22 protein-coding genes are annotated in these 23,713 nt (G+C 40.8%); all 22 read right to left on the bottom strand.

Translation table 11 applies throughout. From position 1 onward, the window contains the following. Positions 1-4: 4 nt before the first annotated feature. Positions 5-670 carry a TetR/AcrR family transcriptional regulator gene (locus tag PGP85_RS18405; RefSeq protein WP_270328797.1) on the bottom strand — a complete coding sequence of 222 codons (666 nt, stop codon included), beginning with the start codon at positions 668-670 and terminating at the stop codon, positions 5-7. A 131-nt stretch (positions 671-801) separates the two neighbouring features. Then, positions 802-2,184, bottom strand: coding sequence for a M24 family metallopeptidase (locus PGP85_RS18400; protein ID WP_270328796.1), 1,383 nt, complete (start codon positions 2,182-2,184; stop codon positions 802-804). Positions 2,185-2,410: 226 nt separating this feature from the next. Beyond that, a complete protein-coding gene (locus tag PGP85_RS18395; RefSeq protein WP_270328794.1) occupies positions 2,411-3,172 on the bottom strand; it encodes a DeoR/GlpR family DNA-binding transcription regulator in 762 nt (253 codons plus the stop codon). A gap of 83 nt (positions 3,173-3,255) precedes the next feature. Then, positions 3,256-4,290: a proline racemase family protein gene (locus tag PGP85_RS18390; RefSeq protein WP_270328791.1), complete on the bottom strand. Its 1,035-nt coding sequence runs from the start codon at positions 4,288-4,290 to the stop codon at positions 3,256-3,258. 133 nt (positions 4,291-4,423) lie between these two features. Beyond that, a complete protein-coding gene (locus tag PGP85_RS18385) occupies positions 4,424-5,059 on the bottom strand; it encodes a YczE/YyaS/YitT family protein (protein ID WP_270328790.1) in 636 nt (211 codons plus the stop codon). Then, on the bottom strand, positions 5,052-6,947 hold the full coding sequence (locus PGP85_RS18380) for a BglG family transcription antiterminator (protein ID WP_270328789.1): 1,896 nt from the start codon (positions 6,945-6,947) through the stop codon (positions 5,052-5,054). Before PGP85_RS18380 ends, PGP85_RS18385 begins: the two co-directional genes overlap by 8 nt. Before the next feature lie 55 nt (positions 6,948-7,002). Beyond that, a complete protein-coding gene (locus tag PGP85_RS18375) occupies positions 7,003-8,430 on the bottom strand; it encodes a glycoside hydrolase family 1 protein (RefSeq protein WP_408639907.1) in 1,428 nt (475 codons plus the stop codon). Between the two features lie 49 nt (positions 8,431-8,479). Continuing rightward, complete coding sequence (locus PGP85_RS18370; protein WP_010739709.1) at positions 8,480-8,821, bottom strand: PTS lactose/cellobiose transporter subunit IIA; 342 nt, start codon at positions 8,819-8,821, stop codon at positions 8,480-8,482. A gap of 41 nt (positions 8,822-8,862) precedes the next feature. Further along, positions 8,863-10,128: a PTS sugar transporter subunit IIC gene (locus PGP85_RS18365; RefSeq protein WP_220388224.1), complete on the bottom strand. Its 1,266-nt coding sequence runs from the start codon at positions 10,126-10,128 to the stop codon at positions 8,863-8,865. A 3-nt stretch (positions 10,129-10,131) separates the two neighbouring features. Next, positions 10,132-10,437, bottom strand: a complete 306-nt coding sequence (locus tag PGP85_RS18360; protein ID WP_090406207.1) for a PTS sugar transporter subunit IIB — start codon at positions 10,435-10,437, stop codon at positions 10,132-10,134. Between the two features lie 178 nt (positions 10,438-10,615). Further along, on the bottom strand, positions 10,616-13,276 hold the full coding sequence (locus PGP85_RS18355; protein WP_270328786.1) for an HAD-IC family P-type ATPase: 2,661 nt from the start codon (positions 13,274-13,276) through the stop codon (positions 10,616-10,618). A 279-nt stretch (positions 13,277-13,555) separates the two neighbouring features. Then, positions 13,556-13,930, bottom strand: a complete 375-nt coding sequence (locus PGP85_RS18350) for a hypothetical protein (protein WP_270328785.1) — start codon at positions 13,928-13,930, stop codon at positions 13,556-13,558. 79 nt (positions 13,931-14,009) lie between these two features. Beyond that, positions 14,010-15,092, bottom strand: coding sequence for a helix-turn-helix domain-containing protein (locus tag PGP85_RS18345; protein WP_270328783.1), 1,083 nt, complete (start codon positions 15,090-15,092; stop codon positions 14,010-14,012). A gap of 157 nt (positions 15,093-15,249) precedes the next feature. Then, on the bottom strand, positions 15,250-16,371 hold the full coding sequence (locus PGP85_RS18340) for an aminotransferase (RefSeq protein WP_010739715.1): 1,122 nt from the start codon (positions 16,369-16,371) through the stop codon (positions 15,250-15,252). 130 nt (positions 16,372-16,501) lie between these two features. Further along, positions 16,502-17,155, bottom strand: a complete 654-nt coding sequence (locus PGP85_RS18335) for an HAD family hydrolase (protein WP_010739716.1) — start codon at positions 17,153-17,155, stop codon at positions 16,502-16,504. Positions 17,156-17,205: 50 nt separating this feature from the next. Next, positions 17,206-17,766 carry a 6-phospho-3-hexuloisomerase gene (gene hxlB / locus PGP85_RS18330; RefSeq protein ID WP_010739717.1) on the bottom strand — a complete coding sequence of 187 codons (561 nt, stop codon included), beginning with the start codon at positions 17,764-17,766 and terminating at the stop codon, positions 17,206-17,208. A 16-nt stretch (positions 17,767-17,782) separates the two neighbouring features. Then, positions 17,783-18,418, bottom strand: coding sequence for a 3-hexulose-6-phosphate synthase (gene hxlA / locus PGP85_RS18325; RefSeq protein ID WP_270328782.1), 636 nt, complete (start codon positions 18,416-18,418; stop codon positions 17,783-17,785). Between the two features lie 20 nt (positions 18,419-18,438). Further along, positions 18,439-19,431 carry a dihydroxyacetone kinase subunit DhaK gene (locus PGP85_RS18320; protein WP_270328781.1) on the bottom strand — a complete coding sequence of 331 codons (993 nt, stop codon included), beginning with the start codon at positions 19,429-19,431 and terminating at the stop codon, positions 18,439-18,441. 3 nt (positions 19,432-19,434) lie between these two features. Continuing rightward, on the bottom strand, positions 19,435-20,085 hold the full coding sequence (gene dhaL, locus PGP85_RS18315) for a dihydroxyacetone kinase subunit DhaL (RefSeq protein WP_010739720.1): 651 nt from the start codon (positions 20,083-20,085) through the stop codon (positions 19,435-19,437). Positions 20,086-20,091: 6 nt separating this feature from the next. Continuing rightward, complete coding sequence (locus tag PGP85_RS18310; RefSeq protein WP_270328780.1) at positions 20,092-21,252, bottom strand: mannitol dehydrogenase family protein; 1,161 nt, start codon at positions 21,250-21,252, stop codon at positions 20,092-20,094. Then, positions 21,252-21,683, bottom strand: a complete 432-nt coding sequence (locus PGP85_RS18305; RefSeq protein ID WP_010739722.1) for a PTS sugar transporter subunit IIA — start codon at positions 21,681-21,683, stop codon at positions 21,252-21,254. Before PGP85_RS18305 ends, PGP85_RS18310 begins: the two co-directional genes overlap by 1 nt. A gap of 16 nt (positions 21,684-21,699) precedes the next feature. Next, complete coding sequence (locus PGP85_RS18300) at positions 21,700-23,691, bottom strand: BglG family transcription antiterminator (protein WP_270328779.1); 1,992 nt, start codon at positions 23,689-23,691, stop codon at positions 21,700-21,702. Between the last annotated feature and the right edge of the window lie 22 nt (positions 23,692-23,713).

The following is a 23,713-nucleotide window of genomic DNA, read 5'->3' as shown; positions in this document are numbered from 1 at the left end:
TCTGCTATTTTTGATATGCGTGTAACAATAAATCCAGACAGGTTTTTTTAGCCATTTCATTTGAGATCGTTTTATCCGTTTCATAAGCATCATATCTCAAATGCATTCCCCACCAAGCCAAACTCTCCACTACTGCGCGTGTTGTGTAGGGAATACTTTCTACTTTTCTAAATTCATCTTTCTCAATAAACAACTGAATATATTGTTGGACCTGATTAAAGAAACGTTTGCGATAGTCCCGATAATACTCACTTAGTTTTTTTAGATCATCTTCGTTATGCTCAATAATCAAGCAGCTGATCGCGTAATTAGAGATACTGTCAAACGCGTCAGAAAACATTTGCGCCAGCGAATAATCAGAGTCTTTATTTTTTAAATGATTATCGAACTGTGCTTGGTTCTTTTCAAAGGTCTTCATAATTTCTGCATCCAAATCATCAAATAGGTGTGAATCAATCGGATAATGATGCTCTCTATTGAAAAATTCAGGATCAATCGTTCCCTTTAAAATGAAACTGAGAATATCTTTTTTACTGGTAAAATATTGATAGAGCATCCCTGTTGATAGACCAATCTCCTTAGCAATATCTCTCATCTGGGTCCGCGCAAAGCCCTTATTAATAAATAATTGACCGGCTGCATCATAAATCAATTCTAAACGATTCTCCAAAATTATCGCCTCCAATTATTAATTGAACCGTTCGTTCAATTTCAGTATACAGCCCTTTTACTCATTCGTCAAAACAGTCTTTTGATTATTTATAAAAATAAGCCGATGATTAGGATCATCGGCTTTTACTATTAAGCTTTGCAGAAGGCTAACTCATGATTCAATACGTATGGACGATAATAAGCGACTGTATCATTCAGAGGAAGAACTTCTTCAGCAAGATTGATACCTAAAACTTCTTTCAAGTAGGCTCTTCTTCGTACAATTCGATTCCATACCTCAGGATATTCTTGTTCAATCGCATCGCGAAGCTTCTTATCCGCAATGGCGACTCCATCTTCGCAACTTACACCGCCATATCCTTCTACTTTAGGAATAATATCAATTTGGAATAATTGACCACTCTTGATTTTATTCTGTGAATTTTCCATAAAAGGAGAGGACATCCATTCCTCATCTGCCACAAAATGGCCCGGGTTCAGTTCCCAATGATACTCTGCTTTTGGTAAAACCTTTTCGATTTCATCATATACTTTCCCAGCTTCAAGCCCAATTTGGATTGTTTCCAACCAAGTACAAAAGGCTCTAAAATATGGTTTTGCAATTTTCTCTTCGTAATCTTTGGCTTTTTCCGGCAAATCTTCTTTCGAATTGGCCACATAAGCCGCTCGACTAGATAGTCCGCCTTTATATCCAACTGATGTAGAGAATGTATCCCCTAATTCAACTGGCTTGTTTCTCGGATAAAGGGTCGCATTTGTAAATCTTGTTCCCGTTGCACAGATAGTCGTGATTGAATTTGGCTGTCCAAATTGTGCTAAGTTTCCGGCCAGCTCTAATTCTGTCTTGCCAATTTCAACGCTGTTGATAGTAGTTAAAACTCCGATTGCTGCTAAGGTCGCTCCATATTCATAATGAGCGATTTCATTAGCATTATTGATGGTTCGAATACCCTTTTCCGGTCCAATTAACAGATAGGCACCATTAGTCAGCTGATCAGAATTTTTCACTACTTGTTTTAATCCATCAACAATAAAGTAAGGAAGATCAAATAATTTTTGATTTTTTTCAATCGTCGAGGTGAAATTTTTCCATCCAATCACGGCAACTTTATGATCCTCATGAATTTCTGCTTTGATCAAATAATCTGTAAAATGTGCGTCGTCCTCCATTGGCTGATTCGGTAAAGAAAAGAATGGTACGTGGATCAATTCTGCTTCCAATCGTGCGTATTGAACCATTTTAGTATTTTCATTTCCTAACAGCAAAAAAGACTTCCCATTTTGATGGACAACCAGCAAAGCCTCTTCAAACCGTGGAATGAAGCCAGTAAAATATTCAAAATTCGATCCATGCTCTCTATCCGCATAGATGACCGCCACATCGAGTTCATTTTTTTTCATCTCGGTTAAAAGCGCTTCTTTTCTACTAGCCATTGTTTCAGCGGATAGATCGATTGGTTTAACCTCTTTTGCCAACTCAGGTTGCTTGATCAGTTTAGTGTTAATTTGCATGCAATTCTCTCCTTTAAAAGTATTCTTTCATCTCTAGTATTAGCAACACTAATTGCTTTCTTATCACATAGTAACATATTTCAACTCATTTAGTAACTCATTTTAACATTTGGCTTTAAAATTTTTGGCTATTCAAATTTTACACAAAAAAAGACATTACCCAATACTAGATAATGTCTAATAATCAGTCGTTATTTGGGAAATACATACTAAACTATTTTAGTAGTTAGACAACCAAGATATTTCCAACTGATTCTTTATCGTTTGATAGAAAATCAAAAATTTCTAAATAATCAGTGACTACCGTATCGAAGCTATTGATAGAGCCAATCCCGTACAAATAATCCTGATCAATTTTGCTTCGATCAAAGACCAAAATTTTATGTTTGGATCTTTGCATCACCGCCCGCTTTGTCAATGCGTCTTCTTCGTTATGCAAACTAACTCTTCCCTCGGAATTCACCGCTTCGGCTCCGATAATACAATAATCAAAGAACAAATGATCAATATAGCTTTGTGTTTCCATTCCAAGAAAACCGCTGGATAACTCTCTATACTTCCCCGGAATTGCGTGCAAACTCAAATCATCCACTTTTGAAAGATGATTCATGACTAGTAACGAGTTCGTATAATAATTGCATTCTGTTTTCTTGGTGAGTTCTAACGCAACATGCAGCACGGTCGTGCCTGTTTCTAAAAAGACTGAACTGCCATTATTAATTTGCTCCGCAGCCATTTGACCAATTCGTTTTTTTTCATTTACAAATAAATCTGATTTTACTGATATCGGATATTCCAAAATATTAGAATCCTTATACATCGCTCCGCCATGGAAAAGTTGAACTACGCCGCGGGCCTCTAATTCCTTGAGGTCCCTGCCCACAGTCATTTTGGAGATGCCAAACTCATCGGCGATTTCTACGCTGGTGATACTGCCCTTTATTTTCACTTTTTCAGCGATTAATTCTTGCCGTTGCTTTTGATTCACAGCGCGTTCCTCCTCAAACTCTTTAAACTAAATCTCATTTTAACATGGTCAGCAACTTATGCAATAATTTCTAGGCAATGAGTCTAATTCAGCTGAAAGCCATATTTCAAACGATCATCTGGATCGATTAGGTAAGTTGCTAGCCCGGTAATATTTGAACTGCCGGTAATTTGCGGGATCACGGCTGTATACTCACCCACTTGTTTTTCTGCTAAAAGAATTCCCTCAAAACGAGTGCCGATGATACTTTCGTTAATGAACATCTCTTTCAATTCAAGTTTTCCTTTTGCATACAGCATCGCCAGTAAGGCGCTCGTGCCTGACCCTGATGGAGATCGATCGGCTTGATGATTGCCAAAAACAACAACGTTTCGATAATTTACCTCTTCTGATTCGATTCGCTCATAAAAATTGCATGTACCAACTTCATTAATTGCAAGTTGAGGATGATTAACACTAATTTCTGCATTAATCGCGGTCAATAATTTTATCCCCAGCTCAACAAGCTCGGTTAAGTTGTCTTTTGCAACCTTAATCCCCAGCTGTTCGACATTGATCAGGGCGACAAAATTACCGGCAAAAGCAAGATCATACTTTATTTTCCTGCCCTCAATCTGAATTTCTAGATTTTCTTGATATAGAAAAGATGGAACATTTGTAATGCTAACCGCCTTCGCTTTGCCTTGCTCAACTTTGACCTTTGCCCGGATCAAACCGGCTGGTGCATCGATCGTTACATCCGTATACGGTTCCGTTGCTTTAACAATTCCAGTCTCTACCGCTGCCGTTGCCGAACCCATTGACCCGTGTCCGCACATTGGCAGATAGCCTGTGCCGTCCATAAAAATCGCACCAAAATCGGCTTCAGGACTCACCGGTTCGGTCCAAAGAGAGCCAAACATATCCTTGTGACCTCTTGGTTCATCCATCAAAGCTCGGCGATAATGGTCATAATTATCCGAGACATAGTGCTTTTTCTCCAGCATCGTTTTACCAACAGGTTCAGGAAACCCATCGTATACAATCCGTGTAAACTCCCCTTGTGTATGGGCATCAATCACTTTAAAGCTTGCTTCAAAATGCTCCGGATTAATCGTTACCTGTTTATTTCGGCTCATCTTTCTTCCTCCTCGCTTCCTTCTGATTCCCCTTAATTATAAGACAACCGCTTTCATTTAGCGATTATGCTTTCTAAAATCCGTACCCAAAAAAGAACGCACTTCTACGCGCGTTCTTGAGTGTAATTGTTTCTTAGTCTGATAATTGTTCTTTCTTACTTCGCTGTTGGAAATCAATAGGCTGCATTTTTTGAATGATTGAAAAAATGAATTGAATCATTGGTCCCAATAAGAAAATCGCGAAAAAAGTGCCGATCCCTAGTGAACTTCCTAATAAAAAACCGCAAGCAACGATTAGAAAATCCAATAGTATCCGGCCTTTCTGTAAAGAGACGTCTAATTTATCACAGACACAAAACATCATACCTTCTAACGGACCTGAGCCCAGTCCTCCTGATAAATAAAGAGCTGTTCCTAATGCCATGACCATAAATCCGGCCAGCGACGCAAATACATTTTCTTGTAAAAAGCTCACTGTTTGAAGCCAAGATGCTGTTCGACTGATCGTCTCACCTACCAGAAGGGTATTGATAATACTGCCGATTCCTAACATACTGCGTTTGTATAAAAAAGTAATCAGCAAAAAGAAGAGACTGATCAATTGGCTCCAGCGTCCGAAGGGAATTGGCGAAAAGTTCATTAGCCCCAAAATCAAAGTGCTGACTGAGTCAAATCCCTGATTCGCCAGCACGATTATTTCGATCCCGATGCCCATTATAATAGTTCCGATGATCACCACCAACAACCGGACTAGCTTGTTTTTATTCATCACCATCCACCATCGCCTTTAATCGCAAGATAAACTCTTCATAATCTTCACTCATACTTAACTGCTTTGTATTAACGGGCTCAGAAACTATCTCGATAAATTTTTCAAAAAAATCGTTGAAATCATTTGCTTCATCCTTGTTGATCGCAATATAAGCAATCAGTTTAATTGGATGACTGGCCCAAATCAGCGGTTCCTGCAAGGTCATGATGGCCACTCCGCTTTTTATCGCCTCTAATTCAACCGAATGCGGCACCGCGATACCGGATGGAAAACTCGTTGGTGACATGTGTTCACGTTTTTCTACTCTTTCGGAAAAATGATCATCAACAAAACCAGATTGGATCATTCGCTGATTGATCTGCTTGCGAATCTCTTCAGGTGTTAAACCCGCAGGATCAACCTGATTAAAATATAGTTCCGGCAAAATAAATTTTTCGATTGCTTGATACATTCGCCGTTTTTCACGTTGCGCTTTCAAAGAGTCAATCCGTTTCTCGATTTTCTTGACATCTTTGCTGGTCAAAAAGGGATGGATGAAGACCGAGCCAGCACACTCAGAGGCCGTAGTTCGATCCGTTGTCAAAAGCAAATCGTAATCATTATTCGTTACTTTCCATTTTTCGGTGACTAAAACAGTGACATTTTCTCCAAAGCGTTCTTCGATTTGTTTGCTCAAATTCCTGCCAATATCATGATAATCATTTACGATTAACTGGATCGTTACTTGATTTCGATAATGCTTTTGCGTTTCAAGAAAGGAACCAATATGTAAAGCTATGAAGGAAATCTCATCGTCGTTGAACCAAATGTCTAAACGATCCTGAATCAAGGAGGAAATATACACCGCTAAATCATAAATTAATGGATAAGCGGTTTTTAAATCCAGCAGGCTGCTGTTACGAGTAAAGGTTTCATAATGCGATCGATAATATAGACTTTGCAAATGAATCGCCAACTTATTGAAAAATTCCTCATCATGCAATTCCACTAAGTAGGTCCGCTCTACTTCGGCCAAGACATCCTGTAAAGCGGTGATGATTTTTTGATCAACAAAAGTTGAAAGCTGCTGGTTATTTTGCTTTGTCAGTGTTTCATTCTGCATTCCAATAAATAATAAAGATAATTGCTCTAGCTCTGCCTGAGAAAAATGAATGTCGTATTGCTGAGCCAACTTATCGCTGATTTCTTCAGCAATCAAAAATTCAGAAGTACTCTGTGCCTGACTATTCATCTGAGCTTTCATTAAACTGTGTCCTTGGCGAATGCGTTCAATACTGATGGCAAAATGCAAGACGATATTGTTTAACGAATACTGATTGATCTGGATGCTATGCTCTGACAACACATCTCGAATCGTCTGCTGCAATTTTTCTAGCGAGATATAACCGATCATCTGCTGAATACTGACTTTTAATTTTTCTTGCAGATCACTTTCATTGTATAGCAATGAAATTAAGTACCGTCGTTTTGCCCGTTCAGGACCTGTGAGCTTAATATAATCCTGTTCAAAAATAATTTGGATCGCATCGTTGGTAATTTCCTTTTTTAATTGTTGAATATCGTTTTTCAAGGTTGATTCGGATATGTAGAGTTTTTCTGCCAACTCATAAAAATCGACGCCCTCAGAAGAATGCTTCAATAATTCTAAAAAAATACGAGATTTTCGATCCTCCGTACCAGTCGTACTCACCTTCACTTCCGCGTTTAATTGATAGCCTAAATGACTGGTCAAAATCAGTTCTGGATTATTCTGATTGATCTTAGCGACACGATTACGAATCGTTCTTGTTGTACAGCTGCTAAAATCCGCCAATTCATCGGAGGTAACCCAGCGTTTTTTTATATTTAGGTAATCGATCAGCTCTTTTTCTTTTTTAGTCAGCATATTTACACCTCCATTCAAAGAAAAGTTGATCAAAACTGATCAACTTTTCAATTGGTTATAAAGTTTCACCATTCGAAGCAATGACTTGTTTGTACCAGTCAAAACTGTCCTTCTTGATCCGTTGACCGGAACCTTGTCCCTCATTATCTAAGTCAACATAAATGAAGCCGTAGCGTTTTTCCATTTGTGCCGAAGAGCAGCTGATAATATCGATTGGACCCCAAGCACAATACGCGATGACATCCGCCCCGTCATACATTGCGCGTTTCATCTGTGCGATATGCTCTGACAGATAAGAAATACGATAGTCATCATGTACTTGTCCATCTTCCAATTTGTCATACATGCCAAAACCGTTTTCCGCAATAATGATCGACTTGTGATAGCGATCCCAGTATTGTGATAGCGAGTTATACAATCCCTGTGGATCGACAGCCCAGCCCCATGGATTGGCCTTCAAATTCGGGTTCGGGGTCACTGATGATGGGCTCATTGTATTTTTAGAAGCATCGACCATCTGTGAATAGTAATAAGAAAGTGCTAAGTAATCCATCGGATGATCCTTCAATAACTGTTCATCTTCATCCGTAATTTCTAATTGTATATCGTTTTCCGCAAAATAATTCAACGCATATTGCGGATACTCACCTTGGAATTGAACGTCTGTATAAAAATATTGCATCCGATTGCGGCGCAAAGCCAAATTCACATCATCGGGATCGCAAGAATAAGGATAAGCCGTGCAATCGGCCATCATAGTACCAATCAGCATATCAGGATTAATCGTTTTAGCATACGCAGCCAATTTCGCACTAGCCACAAACTGATGATGAACCGCTTGAAAGCTTGCTTCTTCATAATTATCAACGGTGTCATAAGGAATCGCCGTGGAATTGAAGGGTTCAAATTGGATCAGGTTCACTTGATTGATCACGATCCAATATTTTACTTTGGCCTGATATCGTTCTAAGACAACTTTTCCATATTTAACAAATAAATCAATTACTTTGCGATTGTTCCAGCCGCCGTATTTCAATGTAATCTCGACTGGTGTTTCATAATGTAAAATAGTAATGATCGGCTCCATACCTAGTTCGATAATTTTATCAATTAAGCGATCGTAGTAGGCCAGCCCTTCTTCATTTGGCTCTGTTTCATCGCCAGTAGGAAAGATACGAGTCCAGTCAAGCGATGTACGGAAGGTTTTGAAGCCCATCTCACTAAGTAATTCCAAGTCTGACTCATACGTATGATAGAAGTCAATCCCATGACGTTTTGGATAATACCCAGCCGTGTCGGCTAAGTTCGCTTGTACGTCAGCTAAAGACATTCCTTTATGCTGTTCTTCCGCAATTTCTGCATTGTTTTTATCAGGATAATACTTGTGCAAATCGGCTAAACTAATCCCTTTGCCAGCAACTTTATAAGCACCTTCTGCTTGATTGGCAGCAATCGCTCCGCCCCATAAAAAATTCTTAAGCATTTGATAATTTTTCAATGAAATTCCTCCTTGTATCTCTGTTCTGTTATGATTATTTTTTGCTAAATGTCTCAAATAAACGGATCAGATGTTCTCCGATTAAAATCTCACTTTGAGCAGTCATCAATGTATCCTGCGCGTGGCAAAACAATGTTGAATAACGAATCTGCTCACCGGATGCCTCTAATTGCAAGGTATCGGTTTGTAATCCATGAGCGATCACGACTTCTTGCCGCGCCGCCTTCACTTCCTCTTTTGCTTTTGCAAAATTCATTGCCTCTAAGCTTTCTAACGAATGAACCAAATGATCTCGTGCATTGCCGGCATGAACCAAAATGTTCATCGACAGTTGATTAAGCTGATCATTTTCCTCTAAATAATTTGTTTTTTCCATATGAGACCTCCTGCTGGTTCCTAATAATTCACTTTATTTTTTTAATGGACTGGTTCTGCTTCCGCTTCTTCCAAAGCTTCTTGTGCTTCTTGCTTCACTAATGAATTGTCGTAAGCTTTGAAAAATGGTAAGAAGACCAGCCAAGTGATCACGAAAATCAAGGCGCAGACAACAATTGCCCGCCAATCTTGTGTTGCCAAGTACGATGTGATCGGATAAGGCATGTACCATAACAAGAAGGTGTTTGATGGAACATTAACCAAACCTAGCGACATCGTGACATAAGCAATCGTTGGGACGATAATACTATTGATCCACATTGGCACCATCAGATAAGGATTGAAGGCAATCGGTGCCCCAAAGACTAACGGCTCATTGATATTAAAGATGGAAGGAATGATAACCGCTTTTCCGATCGCTTTTAACTGGGCCGATTTACTCAGCAGCAGCATCATTACAGATAAAGCTAAGGTTGTCCCGATCCCGCCCATGGAAGAAAAGGCATAGCAGGTTTCCTGTGTAGCGATGTTTAGTGCTTGTCCGCCATTTGCGACAGCTTCAGCATTCGCTGCCAAGCCTGACATATAAACTGGATAAACAACCGGCATCATAACCCAGCCAGAAATTCCGAAAGTGTATAAGAAGACTGGGATAAATACAGATAAAACAAAGCCAGGATAGGATTGAACGATACTTGCTAACGGGCTGAATACAAGTAATACTACGTCGAAGAAATCGATTTTGAATTGGAATGTGATCAACCATCCGACTAGCAGAACAAAAGTAATCGGCAATAGACTGTTGAACCAACCAACAACAAAATCGGGAATCGGTGTGTCTTCATCAAAGAATGAATATTTCACCGCAAAGTTCATAACAAAGGCCACAAATAATCCGGTAATCATTGATAAGAACATTCCTGTTGCGCCAAAACGAGATAGAATGAATACTGCTTCACCATCGGCCGTCATAGTTGGAAATAATAGCATCATAAATAGTACTAAAGAAGCCGCCCCGGAAATTAACTTCTGACCGCCATAACCTTTTTTCTCCATCAAATAGTAGGGAATCAAGAAGGCCACTACTAGCGCATACATCCCAAACGAGAAGTTGCTGATCATTGAGAAATCAGGCATACCGCTGAAAATATTTTTGAGCAAGGAAACAACCGTCACCAATGATCCGACGAAAACCAATGGCAAAGCTACCATGATCGAATCTTGAATAGCCGAGATCCAAGGGTTTTTGACGACCTTGTTTACCTTAGGTGCAAAGGTATTGGTCATAAAATTCATAATTTTATCCATCAGCTAGTCCTCCATTTTTAAAATTAAATCCAGTGCTTTCTCTCCATTCAACGTCCCGTATACTGCCTGCGGGATAACTGCCGCTTGAACTTTTTTATCCTTTGTTTGTTCCTGAAGATCATTCAGCATGTAAGACAAATGCGGGCCAATCAGCAAGTAATCGATTTCATTAATCCGATCATCTAATTGCGATTCGCTGGCCGCCTTGACCGTTATCGCAATTTTTCTTTTCTTTGCTGCTTTTCTGATCGCTGCGGCCATAAATCCGCTTGAAGCTCCTGAACCGCAAATTAACAAGATGTTTTTCATTTTCTTCACCACTTTCATTTATTTACATGTTTAGTATAGGAAATTTTGAGTGCTCTTCACAAACTTACTTTTTTCCTACAGAGGGGAAAATCGAAAATTTGTCCGTATTGCTGAAACAATTTTCGAACGTTCGCGAAAGAAAGACTGAACTATTTTACTAGTCCAGCCTTTCTTATCATTAATTATAGAGCTCTCGCAAGCGTGTTTCTTTGCGCTTCATGCGAACCCATTTATCTATTTCAGTAATTACCAGGATCAAGAAGCCTGCTAAAATTGTAATCCCCCACTCAACAACACTCATTGGTGCTGTATGGAAGGCTTGCTGCATAAACGGCACATAAGTCAAAAGTAATTGAAGCAATACCATGATCCCAATGATTAGGAAAGCTGGTTTATTGCTAAAGAATTCTTTTGATAAAGCAAATTTTGATGTACGAATATTGAATAGGTAGAAAATTTTACTGATCACGATAATATTGACCATCATCGTGCTGGCTGTCACTTGATCAAGGCCTTGTGCTAACAGCCAATCGTGAGCCAAGATACTGATCAGTGCCATCAGAACCGAGACATAACCCATTTGAAAAATATCGTGCCTGTTCATTAAGCGGCTCCCCGTTTTTTGCGGCGGACGCTCCATGATTTGATCCTCTGCAGGTTCAAAGATAAAAGCAAATTGGATCGTGATCGCCGAAACCATATTGATCCACAAAAGCTGGGTCGCTTGAAGCGGCATGTCCTGCTGCATTATGATCGTAAAAGCAATAATCAGACCTTCTGCAAAAGAAGTCGGTAATAAAAAAAGAATGCTTTTCTTGATATTGTCATAAATCCGGCGACCTTCACGAATGGCAATCGACATCGTTGCGAAGTGATCATTCGTCAAAATCATATCCGCAGAATCCTTCGCGACGTCAGTTCCTTCGATCCCCATCGCCACTCCAATATCCGCTCGTTTTAACGCAGGCGCATCATTGACTCCATCTCCAGTCATAGCTGTTACTTTGTCGCTTGCCTGCAGCGCTTCAATGATCTCAAGCTTATTCTTTGGTGTCGTTCGCGCAAAAATTTGATGGAAAACAGCGGCAGCTTCTTTCTCACTTTGAGTCAATTGATCCCACTCTTGTCCTGTGATTACTTGAATTTTGGGAGCTAGTCCGAGTTTTTCACCGATCGTTTTAGCTGTCAACGGATGATCCCCAGTGATCATTTTCACTTCAATTCCTGCTTTACGCATGTCTTTGAGGGACTCAATCACTTCTTCCCGCGGTGGATCAATAATTCCCGCCAATCCGAGCAACGTGATTCCATCAAACAGAATTTCATGACTGATTTTTTCCAAGTCAGAGGAAACTTCTTTGAAACCCACTGCAACTACACGCTTACCCGTCGCTGAAAGCTCCTGTACCTTTTGCGTCCAATAAGCATCTTCGACTTTTGCCATAGGAAAAAGTTTATCCGGCGACCCTTTGATAAAAATAAGCTGTTTTCCATTGGCCGATTTGACCAACTTCGCCATATAACGATAATCCGAATCAAAAGGCAGCATATCTACTTCCTTATATTCTGATTCATAGTTCTCGCCAAAATATTTGTGATACAGGGTCAAGAAGGAGCCATCCGTCGGCTCACCATTGATCTTCCAACGCCGATCTTCTTTGTATAGCAGCGTATCATTTGCTTGATAACCGGCCTCTAAAAATAATTTCAGCGTTTCAGAAGCGACCATTGCTTGTCCAACCTCGATAATCTTTCCTTTCGGCTCATAGCCATTTCCACTGACCTGATAATGATGATCCGTCAGAAAAATATCCTTAACAGTCATTTCATTTTTTGTCAGTGTTCCAGTCTTATCTGTAGCGATCACATCAACCGAGCCTAGCGTTTCTACTGCTGGTAAAGTCTTGACGATCGTGTGTTTATTCTTAGCCATATCGCTGACACCCATGGCTAAGATTACCGAAGTCGTCGCTGGCAGACCCTCTGGTATCGAGCCGACAATCATCGTTACGATCGCCAGCGCCAGTACTGATAGCGAATAGGTTTCTAATAGAAAACCTATAGCGAATAGCAATACGGCCGCCCCGATTACTACATAGGAAACGCCTCTGCCTAAACCGTCAATCTGCTGCATCAATGGAGATTTCCGCGTTTTGACCTGCTCAACTTCCATAGAAATTTGACCAATCTGAGTATTTTCGGCTGTTGCCGCGACCACCCCCAGCCCACTTCCGTTCGTCACAGAAGTCGAGGCAAACGCCCGATTGATCTGTTCAGCTAATGGAACATCCTCGTCCACAATATCCGCCGCGGTTTTTTCAATCGAGTCCGCTTCACCAGTCAACGAAGCCTCTTGAATTCGTAAATTATCGCTGTCAACAATTCGTAAATCCGCGGGTACTTTGTCTCCTGCTTCCAAGAAAACAACATCCCCGACAACCAACTCCTCCGTAGGAACATCCAGTCGTTTTCCATCGCGGTAGACGGTTGCTTCAGATGCCAGCATTTCCTTGATTTTCTCCAAAGCATCAGAAGCATTCGCTTCCTGATAGTAGCCAATCAGAGCATTGATCACGACAACCAATCCAATAATGATAGCATCCGACAAATGTCCCATTAAGATCGTTAACAACGCCGCAATGATCAAAATATAGATGATCATATTGTGAAACTGTCGGACAAACAGCCGCCATTTAGGGACCTTCTTCGTTTCTAACTTATTGGGACCATTCACTAACAGCCGCTCTTTGGCCTCGTTAACTGATAGGCCCTGTTCAAAATCGCCATTCGGGTAATCCTGCATTAATTGATTGATACCCTGGTAATAATCTTCCTTCATTCGTTATCTTCTCCTCATTTTTGAATACGACAAAAAAGCACCTTGTTTTTTTACAACGTACTGAAATAAGCCTATTCTTTTTGAAAATAAGGAATCTTCTGCTTTATTAACGACGTCTCACCGGCGTCAGGGTCCATGCGCCACTCACCTCCATCAATTTGATTGCTTTAAATTTAACAAATCCACGAATTTTCGTCAATTTTATCGATTTAATTTAATAAAAAAGCAAAGACAGCCTCAGACCATCTTTGCTTGCAAGTTTTATGATTTTACTCTGCGCTACAACCGAGGTTCGGACTCAAAATTTCGAAACAGACTCTCCATTTGTGAGATCGTCTGCAGTTCGTCAGCCCTTTCTTTGGCAATCTTTTCGTAGATTGCTTGATAGATCTCGCGATATTCGATAAAGCTTTCTTTATTTTCCAGATATAACGCATATATCTCAGAGTCGTTCTTGCTTATAGTCGTATCAAAATCGGCATATAATTTTATCAGCTCATCAAGCTTGTCTAACTCGTAAATGAGATTCAGTTCGTTCTTTGAAATATCTGTCACTTCAGGGTAATCATCAACATTTATAGTAAAAATAGTGTGTCGCTCTGCCGCTAGTCGCTTAAGATGCTTTTCGATATAATCTTCAATACTAAAATCCATGAATAATCCCTCCCATTTTACAAGCATAACAAAAATGGCTGTAAAAGTAAGGAAAAGGTTCAAAAAACCAAGAGATAACTCATGATCCCAAACTTCTTAATTTCTCCAGCAAGGCAACAAATCGGTCATCCGCCAGAAGCGGCTGAAATTCTTCGGATTGTTCGATCAAATCGGCCATTCGTTCAGCGATGTATGGTGTTGACACAGAAGAGTCTTTCAGCTCAATTTTGTCGAAAAGCAGATCCCCTTTTGTTTCCTTTAAATCGAAAGCGGCTTTTAACGCCGGAATAAAGTTTTCCAATTCATCAATTGCTGACTCGGTCTCGCCTTGACTGGCTAAGATTTCGGCTTTGAACAAATAGTAATTCGCATTGGAGCCGCTGATTCGATCCACATGAAGCAATTGATCCAATTGAATTCCGAGATTCGCGATCGCTACAGCCTTATCAAATTGCTCATATTTGCGGGCAATTTTCGCTAGATTATAGAGATGCAGCCCAGCATCTCGCAATTCCTGAAACAAGCAAAGTTGACTTAGTTTCAACGATTCTTCATATTCCTCTTTCATATAGAGAATATTCGTTTTCATCATCCGCGTATCATAATCCGCACTGGGCAATTCTTCAATCGCTTGTTCCGCTTTATCTAATTCGTCATTCATAGTATAGAGACTAGACAATACTTGCAGCGTTGCATGACGAATTTCAATGAGCTTTGAAGAACGAACCGTTTCAAATAAGCGGATTGTTTCGGCCAATTGATATTCAGCTTGTTCCTCATCGGACGAAGCGCTCAGATAAAAAATATAGGTCGAGGCCAAGCGAAATCTCAACAAATCATCACTAGGATATTCTTTCAAAAGGGCTGCGCAATAATCCATCGCTTTTTGACTATCACCTGTTTCAAAGATGGCTCGGGCCTCGGACTCAAAATTTTCGACTTCGCGTTCACTTAGTTCACCCTTAAAACTGACAAGCTGATCTACAGTCGTCTTCAATAAGCGGGCTAACGGACTCAACAAGGAAATGTCTGGATAAGTGCTGTCTGTTTCCCATTTTGAGACGGCCGCTGTCGTTACACCTAATGCATTTGCCACTTGTTCCTGCGTCAGATTTTGTTCTTTTCTAAGCTTTTGGATAATCTTGCCCATCAATAATGCCATGATAATCGCCCCTCTCTGATCACCTTAAGTGTACCATTGCTGAAGCGTAAAGATAATGGAGCAGTTGTTAACCAAATGAAGGATTTTATTAACCAACACGATAAATTCTACAAAAAAAGTGCAATCAATCATAAATAATTCATTACACTTTTCACTATTAGATCGTAGCTAAGTATTCAGAGAATTTATTTAATCCGGCGATTAATTCTTCGGTCTTGCAGCCATAACCGATGCGAACACAAGATTCGAACTCAAAACAGTCGCCTGGGGTGAAGAGCAAACCATGATTGTCAATCAAATCAAGACAGAGGTCTCTGCTTGAACGGTCAAAATCATAATAGAGCAAGGTCACGGTGCCCGCCTGCGGTTTTACATAAGAAATATGCGGCTCCTTTGCCACCCATTCATCTAAAATAACCAAGTTATCCTGGATGATTTTCCGGTTTCTTGCTAAAATCAGCTCTTTGTTGGCTAAAGCAATCGCCGCTAATTCTTCATCGATCATGCCGCAGCTGATCGTATTGTGGTCGCGATGAAGCAGACATTGTTCTAATGCGGCCTTATTTCTCGTCGCGATCCAGCCTAAACGCAGTCCAGCCAGCGACCAAACCTTAGACATACTGCTGACACTGATTCCTTTTTCGTAGAGATCAGCAATTGATGGACTCTCCACGTCTGCTTGAGTCAGCCCGCGATAGGTTTCATCAGAAAGAATGTAGGCATCCGCTGCTTTAGCGATTTCGATGATTTCCTTCAACATTTCAAGATCCATTAATGAACCCGATGGATTGTTAGGATTGTTGAGAATGATCAATTTCGTTTTTTGGCTTACTTGCTTTTTCAATTCTGCAATATTAGGCAGAAAATTATTTTCTGGAGTCAAAACATGTTGTTTCACCGTTGCTCGAAAAGATGCCGGAATGGAATACAATTGCTGATAGGTCGGTAAAACGGCGACCACTTCATCCTCCGGTTCAACCAGCGAATACAGAACTAAGTGATTCGCGCCAATCGCCCCATGGGTCGTCGTGATATCATCTTCATTGATTGTTTGATAAAGCGAGGAAATCCCTTTTTTAAATTTCGGATTACCAAATATATGTCCATAAGTCAGCCGCCGCTGTGTCAACGTATTTAACGTTTCGTACTTGTCGAGACCAACGATTTCAAACAGTTCATCCATGCTAAGCGAGTCGACGCAAGTCTCTCCCGTGTTAAAAATCGCCTTGTCCTCGTGTTCATTCATCCACATTTCAACTTTAAATGGTTCTATCTTCATATGATCGCCCTCATTCTCGTTAATGTTTTTATTACCAAAAATTCATCGTCCTATTATTATAGAGGATAAAAAGCTGAGTAGCTAGAAGGAATTCGAGTTTTTGCCAATAAAAAAGCAGCCTTTTCGCTGCTTAATTTGAGGAAGAGTCGGTCAAACTTAGTACTTCCCAAAAGTCCGAATGACTACTATTTACTAGTCGCTCGATTTCCGGTGTAGGAGCAACGAAATTTTTAATATGAATACAAGATAATCCGGCGCGAACTGCCGATAATATTCCGTTAGGTGAATCCTCATAGACCAAAATCTGATCAGCCGGTTGATTCGCAATTTGTATCGCCTTGTGATAGATCTCGGGATCGGGTTTTCCTTTAGTTACTTGATCGCCGTAGACACCGAAAGCAAAGAAAGGCGCAAGCTCCATGTTTTCAAGAATCCCCTCTGCTTCCTTTTGATAACTGGAGGTAACGACACCGCAGGAAATATTCTTTCTTTTCAGGTACTCCAAATATTCATAGCAGCCTTTCGTCAGAGGAAAAACGCCCTCCTTTTGTGCTTTTTTTCGCCTGTCCATAAACGCTTCAAACAATTGATCGAACATTGGAATCTCACCGAAATGCTGCTGGAATTTTTCTTTTAAGATTGAAGTGGGTGAACCTACTACACTCTGATAAAAATCTTTTTCTAGACGGTAGCCTGCTTGAGCCATTAACTCCTGCCAAATCGAAAAATAGTAACGTTCGGAATCAATCAATGTTCCATCCAAATCAAATAATACAACGCTCATTTTGACCTCCCTAATCAAAGAGCACCGAGCCAGAGCTCGATGCCGATTTTCTATTCTAAATTCGCATGACGATAATCCATATCCGTCTGTGCTTGTTTTAATTCTTTTTTCAAATCAACGATCATGGAATCGTATACCAGCCATGAAAGCTGTTCGAAAGATGAACCATTTGGCTGAATCGATGGTGCTTTTTCGGTTGCTTTATCGCCAGTTGAGATACCGGGAATTTGAATCAGCGCATCCGCCATCGTCCCGATCGAATTTTTGGGATGAATCGTAATTGTCGCTAACAGCGCTTTTTCGTTCTTCGCTTTTTTCGCCATATTCACGAGCCCTTCTGTGCGGCCTGAGCCTGATCCGATAATAATCAAGTCATTTTCGCGAATCGAAGGTGTCGTTGGCTCGCCGACAAAATAAACTGTAAAACCTAAATGCAGCAAACGATTAGAAAATGCTCGAGCCGCAAATCCGGAGCGTCCAGCACCGGCGATAAAAATACGTTTGGCTTTTAAAATCAATGCTTGAACCTGTTCAAGTTGTGCCTGTTCGATTTGATGGGCGTCTTCTGTCAATTCAGCAAGGATCGCCAATAAATTTTTTGATGGTGTCATAGTCTGTCGCCTCCCACTATGCTTTCGCCAGCATCGCTTCTTTGATCAAGCGTGCTTCTTCTACAGGGTCCGGCGCATGAGTAATGCTGCTTCCAACAATGATGATGTCTGGATTCAATTCAACATATTTATCGATCGTTTTACTGCTGATACCGCCAGCTACCGCAATCTTAGTTTTATTCGCACAATTAGTCATAACCTTCAAATCATCCAGTGGTGTCCGACCGCAAGCCTGCTGATCTGCTCCGGTATGGACCGCTAGTACATCTACGCCCAGCTCTTCCATTTCGGCAACTTTTTCTTCAAGGTTTGCCACACAAATCATATCAACAACGACTTGCTTATCAAAATCAGTCCCAGCCTTAACACATTGCTTGATCGTAGCGACATCGGTGACGCCCAAGACAGTCACATATTCTGCTCCCGCCTCAAATCCCAATTGCGATTCGTAGTAGCCGCCATCCATAATTTTTTCATCAGATAGAATTTCCTTGTTGGGAAACTTCTCTTTGAAACGGCGAACCGCTTCCATTCCAGAGTCAATCACGAATGGCGTACCGATTTCTATAATATCGACATGTTCTTGTACTTTTTCTGCAAAGACTAGTGCATCTTCCAATTTAAACTCATCCAACGCTAGTTGTAATTTCATTTTTTTGTCCACCCTATCCTTTAATAGTTTTTCAAGCCGACTGCTTGTCCATCAGCATCAAGCAGCTGCGTAATCTCTGCATCTAAATCAACGATCGTCAGCGACATCCCACCCATATCTAATGAAGTGACAAAATTACCGACATAGACCTTCTCGACCTGGTGCCCTTTTTCTCTCAATGTCGCTAAAACTTGACCGCAAACCACGTATTGTTCCATCAGCATCGTTGAGCCTAGTCCAGAAATCATGACAGCTAATTGTTTATTTCCATCAAAATCAAAGTCTGTCAAAATGGCTTCCGTCATCTCAATCGCGATTTCCTTAGCACTGCCTAAAGCTTTCTTTTCGATCCCGGTTTCGCCATGATGGCCGATCCCAAACTCTAACGTACCCGTTTCAATCAAGAAATTGGGCGTGCCGACCGCTGGAATAGCGCATGGCTTAACGCCAACACAAATGCTTCTAGTTCGATCAACTACTTTTTGTGCAACTTCAATGACCTCAGTCAAGGTTCCGCCGGACGCTGCCTTTGCGCCGCCGACCTTCCACATGAAGTAGCCGCCAGCGATTCCGTGACGTTTTTCACGAGTTTCTTTAGGAGAAGAGGCGATATCATCTGTCGCGACTACATACTTCACTTCGATATCTTCATCTTCTGCCATTTGGATTGCCATCTTAACATTCATGTTGTCACCCGCGTAATTTCCAAAAAGACACGCTACACCGTAACCATTATCCGCCTCGATCATCGCGTCCAAAAAAGCTTGAGCCGGCGGCGAAGCAAATACTTCTCCGATGGCTACTGCATCCAGCATACCTTCACCTATATAGCCGAGAAATGCTGGTTCGTGTCCACTGCCGCCGCCTGTGATCACACCGATCTTTTCCTGCTTATCTCTGAGCGTTACCACATGATCATTCAATGTCGAAAGCATGACTTCGGGATGCGCAGCAGTAAAGCCCTTCAGCATATCCTCAACGATAAAATCCGGATCGTTCACAAAAATCTGCATCGCTTATTCCTCCAACAATTCTTTTATTGTGTTGACCATCGCTTCGATAATTAAATAGCAGGAAGTCGCCCCAGCATCTTGATGTCCGATTGAACGATCGCCGATCCTGCTTGCTCGCCCGATCTTAGCCGGGATTTCTTTTGTTGCTTCTAGTCCAGCCTTTGCGGCCGTTAACGACTTTGTTAGACATTCTTCGAAAGAATCATTTTCAGCTATGGCTTTTTCATACGTTTCTACTGTTGGTACCAGTACATCGATCAAACTTTTATCTCCAACTTTAGCGTCGGTTAGGTCAGAAAGATTTTGATAGCCTTTCTGCAGCATTTTCAGCATTAGCTCGTTGCTGATTACTTCACTTTTCCTAGATGCTGCACTCAATCCTCTAAAGAAACTGCCATATAATGGGCCCATTGAACCGCCGATTTTAGTGACTAATACGTGACTGATTACCTTCAATCCATCACTCATCGTATAGCTCGGCAGCTCATCTAGTTCTTGACGAGCGAAGGTAATACCTTTATTCATATTGATACCGTGATCGCCATCGCCGCCGTGACTGTCGACCTCACTCAGATACCCCTTATTGGTCTGAATTGTCGCAATAATCGCATCAACGATTCGACTTCCTGCTTGATTCGTAAATTCGGTCTTCACACTGATTTATCCCTTCTTTTCCAGAAATTTCTGATAATTCTCCTTAATCACCTGATGCATCCGATTGTCTGCCGGAATCTTGGTGAAATGAACGATCGCTTCATCGATGCCATGTTTCTTTACAAAAGCCAATAATTCTACCGATTGATCATCTTCTGGATTATCGAATAGAAAAGCTGCCGCAATCCCTTCTAGTAAACGTTGATTTTCTAGCCCTAGTTCTTCACATTGAACACAAGGTCCAACTAAACGTTCTTCAGGTTGCAGTTTGCGAATCGGCGAACGCGAGACGCGCGTAATCATATCTTTGATTCCAGGTGTTTGGTAACGATCCATAATAAAATCTATATAGTCCGCCATGTCTTGTTTGGTGAAGCCGTACTTTTTCATCAAAAGCTGGGCCGATTCCCACATGGTCTCACGGATTTTTTGTACTAACGCTTCATTATTAAATACATCTTGGATAATCGAATAACCGTGAACAAACCCGATATAGCCAGCCCACGCATGGCCGCAGTTCACCACGTAAAGTTTCCGTTCAATATATTTCTGGAGATTGGTCGTATAAACAGCATCCTTGATCGGTTTATCTGTCGGATCAACCAGTTTTGATTCTTCGATCACCAGCTCATAATCTCGGCCAATATCGATCGTCTTTTTCCCATCGTGCTGAGAGGCCAATACCATCCGATCAACGGCGGTGTTAGGAAATGCCGCAACATGATCCAGCCATTCATTTGCTGAATTATCCAAGGTCAGGATTGCTTTGCGTAAAATCTCACTATTGAACATTGCATTCTCACACGCTAAAATATTTATGCGCTTTCCGTTAATAGCCGATCGTTGTTTCAGACCCGCTAGAAGTACGGGGGCAATCTTCGGCAAGTTTTCAGCCCAGACAGCCGTGGTGATCAAATCCGCGGTACTGATTTTTTTGATGATCTCTGCTTGATCTTCGATTGAAGACAATGCATGGATCTGCGTCAATTGTTTTTTCTTGTAGTCTTCATTGATCAGATATAAATCAAAAGTTGCTGTTTCGTTGATCTGCTTGACTAATTCGCTGTCAATATCAACGATCGTTACCTCATAGTCGGATTCATGTAACAAATCGGCGATAAAACCGATCCCGATACTTCCTCCGCCAAAGTGCAGTGCTTGTTTCATTAAACGACGACCTCCTCGAAAATCTTAAGAATCTCTGCTTTAGATGTTGCATGACGAATGATCTCTACATTTTCCAGCTCTGAACAAATAGTGGCGATCTGTCCTAAAATCTCTAAATGTTCATTATTTTTACCTGCGATCCCAAAAACTAAATAGGCGGTATTTCCGTCAAAATCAACACCTTCTGGCACTTGCAATAAGGAAATTCCAGAAGAATGGATTTTTTCCACGGACTTCACGATGCCATGGGGAATCGCAATATTATTGCCAATGTACGTAGAGACTTCCTCTTCTCTTGCCAGCATATCCTGGATATAGCTTTCGGCTACATAACCATTCTTGACTAGAATTTCTCCCGCGGCCAAAATAGCTTCAAGTTTGTTTTCGTACTGTTGGTTTAATTGAATGTTCTCGTCTTTAAATATTTTCATTTTCACCTCTCGCAATCTATACAATCTCATTCATTTTTACTAAATAGGTTTTCAAATCACTCGCCGACTCAATTTTTGTCAATTCATTGACATGATCAAAAATAAGCTCTTTTACTTGGCGATAAAACTTTTGTCCAATCTCGGAGAAGTCTTCCGAGGTATCTACTACGACTAGAAAGTAGTTCCCCAGTTGTTTGGAACTCTCCGCGATCAAATGAATACGGTCACTTGATATTCCAGCGTTCTTTCGAAGGACGAAGAGGACCGTTTGATCATGCTGCACCGTTGTTTGAATACTGTTGGTCAATTTGGCCTCATCAACTTCTAAAAATACCGCCAATTGTTTCAATGCATCTCTTTTTTTCTTGATCCGTGTGGTAAAAATCTCCTTCTCGCTAAAACGGCAATGTTTCATTAGTTCCAAAATCTTTTGGGCATAAAACATTTTTTTCGTTAGGTCTCTTTCAAATTCCTCCGCAGTCAGATGCTTCTGTCTTTGAATCGTTTTTAAGTCAGTATATTTATGATTATTGATCTTGGTTTGAACCAAGGCCAATTCATGTTCATTTAATAGCGGTGAGACCTTCAAATACTCTTCTGGTGCCAAAGGCAAAGGGATCGTAGATAAAACCAACTCGTAATCGTGCACATTTTTGTTGTGCAAATCAGTCAAGGAAATAATATCCTTCACATAAACCTCCGGTACCTCGTATTCCAAACGGCTGGTCAGCATTTTGGACGAGCCCATGCCGCTGGAACAAACGATCAGAACCCGAAAAGCTTTGTTAGATAATTTGTCGATCATCATCACGAAATACAGGACTAAGAAACACAATTCATCTTCTGGAAAAAATTCCTTCCCGAAAACTTCTTCGGCGGCTTTGCTGACGATTTCAAAGATGAAGAGATAATTTTTCTTGATCTCTTCCTTCATAGGATTTCTAACAAACAGGCCGCTGTTGATACGAGTGACGGCCTTTCTAAGATGTGCCGCAAGATCACGTACTTGCCTTTCATTGCCGTGGAGCTTTACACCCAGCTGTGCTTCGACATGGTTCACCATTTCCTTCACAGAAAGTGCGATATCATTGTCAAATCTTGGCAGTTCAAAATCATTGGATTGGTCTCGCTGGAAATATAGGTGAATGATCCATTTTAAGTAATCCAAAAATGATTCGGGATGACTTTTTTCGGCCAAAATAGTTTTTTGTTTTTCGATCATTCGGTGATACAGTTTATTCCCTGTTTGATTCAGTTCGATCGAGATTGTATCGATCGTGTTATTCGGCAATGCAGTCAGATGACAGACATTGAGCCACAAGGACAATAAAATGACGATCTCCTGCAGGTCATTATCATCAATGTCCGGCTTGAGCTGGCCTAGTTGTTCATAGACAAAGTGGAGCGGTTCGCTGATTTTTTGAAAACAAATTTTTTTATAAAATGAATCCTTTGAATTTTTTAGTAAAAACCATGCAATAAATTCCGAAGAAGTCACGTATTTTGTCAATATATCTAAAATCAAAATATGACGATTGATTATGTCTGCTGCTAACTTGATGCCTTCGCCCTTTTTAGAAATTACCCGAATACCCTTTTCAGGCAGATTATCGGTTAGAAAGGCGACATCCTTTTTGATCGTTGAAAGAGAAACTAATAACTCCGAGGCGATCGCCTGCATCTTTATAAAGTCCTCTTCCAACAATAGAAGCAATGTGACTAAATCAACCCGTTCAGTAACAGACAAGATTTGATGAATATTTTGTTTTTGGAACGCTTTTTTTAAGGCCGAGATATTTTCCGGCTTTCCTTGGATTTCAAATCCCTCCGAGGGAATGGAAATTAATTCCAGCTGAAACGTCTTTAATGTGGCCTTGATATTCTTCAATTCTCTGTAAACTGTCCGTTCGTTAATGTCCAGTCGATTGCTGATGTCCTGTACCGTATGTTTCGTTCTACTATTTAACAAAATCGTTAAGATAGAGCTTTCTCTGGTAGATAAATACATCTAGATCCCTCCCCACCCTTAG

The sequence above is a fragment of the Enterococcus malodoratus genome (genome assembly GCF_027659535.1).
GTDB lineage: Bacteria > Bacillota > Bacilli > Lactobacillales > Enterococcaceae > Enterococcus_A > Enterococcus_A malodoratus.
Note: the sequence above shows the minus strand (reverse complement) of the source record. Positions and strands in the feature narration are given on the sequence as shown.

Excerpts from the sequence above, each read along its gene's own strand:
- PGP85_RS18345 (WP_270328783.1), bottom strand. The coding sequence starts at position 15,092 with ATGGCATTATTGATGGGCAAGATTATCCAAAAGCTTAGAAAAGAACAA.
- PGP85_RS18335 (WP_010739716.1), bottom strand. The coding sequence starts at position 17,155 with ATGAGCGTTGTATTATTTGATTTGGATGGAACATTGATTGATTCCGAA.
- PGP85_RS18350 (WP_270328785.1), bottom strand. The coding sequence starts at position 13,930 with ATGGATTTTAGTATTGAAGATTATATCGAAAAGCATCTTAAGCGACTA.
- PGP85_RS18300 (WP_270328779.1), bottom strand. The coding sequence starts at position 23,691 with ATGTATTTATCTACCAGAGAAAGCTCTATCTTAACGATTTTGTTAAAT.
- PGP85_RS18380 (WP_270328789.1), bottom strand. The coding sequence starts at position 6,947 with ATGCTGACTAAAAAAGAAAAAGAGCTGATCGATTACCTAAATATAAAA.
- PGP85_RS18310 (WP_270328780.1), bottom strand. The coding sequence starts at position 21,252 with ATGAAACAAGCACTGCACTTTGGCGGAGGAAGTATCGGGATCGGTTTT.
- PGP85_RS18340 (WP_010739715.1), bottom strand. The coding sequence starts at position 16,371 with ATGAAGATAGAACCATTTAAAGTTGAAATGTGGATGAATGAACACGAG.
- PGP85_RS18375 (WP_408639907.1), bottom strand. The coding sequence starts at position 8,430 with ATGCTTAAGAATTTTTTATGGGGCGGAGCGATTGCTGCCAATCAAGCA.
- PGP85_RS18320 (WP_270328781.1), bottom strand. The coding sequence starts at position 19,431 with ATGCAGATTTTTGTGAACGATCCGGATTTTATCGTTGAGGATATGCTG.
- PGP85_RS18305 (WP_010739722.1), bottom strand. The coding sequence starts at position 21,683 with ATGAAAATATTTAAAGACGAGAACATTCAATTAAACCAACAGTACGAA.
- PGP85_RS18385 (WP_270328790.1), bottom strand. The coding sequence starts at position 5,059 with ATGAATAAAAACAAGCTAGTCCGGTTGTTGGTGGTGATCATCGGAACT.
- PGP85_RS18360 (WP_090406207.1), bottom strand. The coding sequence starts at position 10,437 with ATGAAAAACATCTTGTTAATTTGCGGTTCAGGAGCTTCAAGCGGATTT.
- hxlA (WP_270328782.1), bottom strand. The coding sequence starts at position 18,418 with ATGAAATTACAACTAGCGTTGGATGAGTTTAAATTGGAAGATGCACTA.
- PGP85_RS18365 (WP_220388224.1), bottom strand. The coding sequence starts at position 10,128 with ATGGATAAAATTATGAATTTTATGACCAATACCTTTGCACCTAAGGTA.
- PGP85_RS18370 (WP_010739709.1), bottom strand. The coding sequence starts at position 8,821 with ATGGAAAAAACAAATTATTTAGAGGAAAATGATCAGCTTAATCAACTG.
- PGP85_RS18355 (WP_270328786.1), bottom strand. The coding sequence starts at position 13,276 with ATGAAGGAAGATTATTACCAGGGTATCAATCAATTAATGCAGGATTAC.
- hxlB (WP_010739717.1), bottom strand. The coding sequence starts at position 17,766 with ATGACACCATCAAAAAATTTATTGGCGATCCTTGCTGAATTGACAGAA.
- PGP85_RS18400 (WP_270328796.1), bottom strand. The coding sequence starts at position 2,184 with ATGCAAATTAACACTAAACTGATCAAGCAACCTGAGTTGGCAAAAGAG.
- PGP85_RS18390 (WP_270328791.1), bottom strand. The coding sequence starts at position 4,290 with ATGAGCCGAAATAAACAGGTAACGATTAATCCGGAGCATTTTGAAGCA.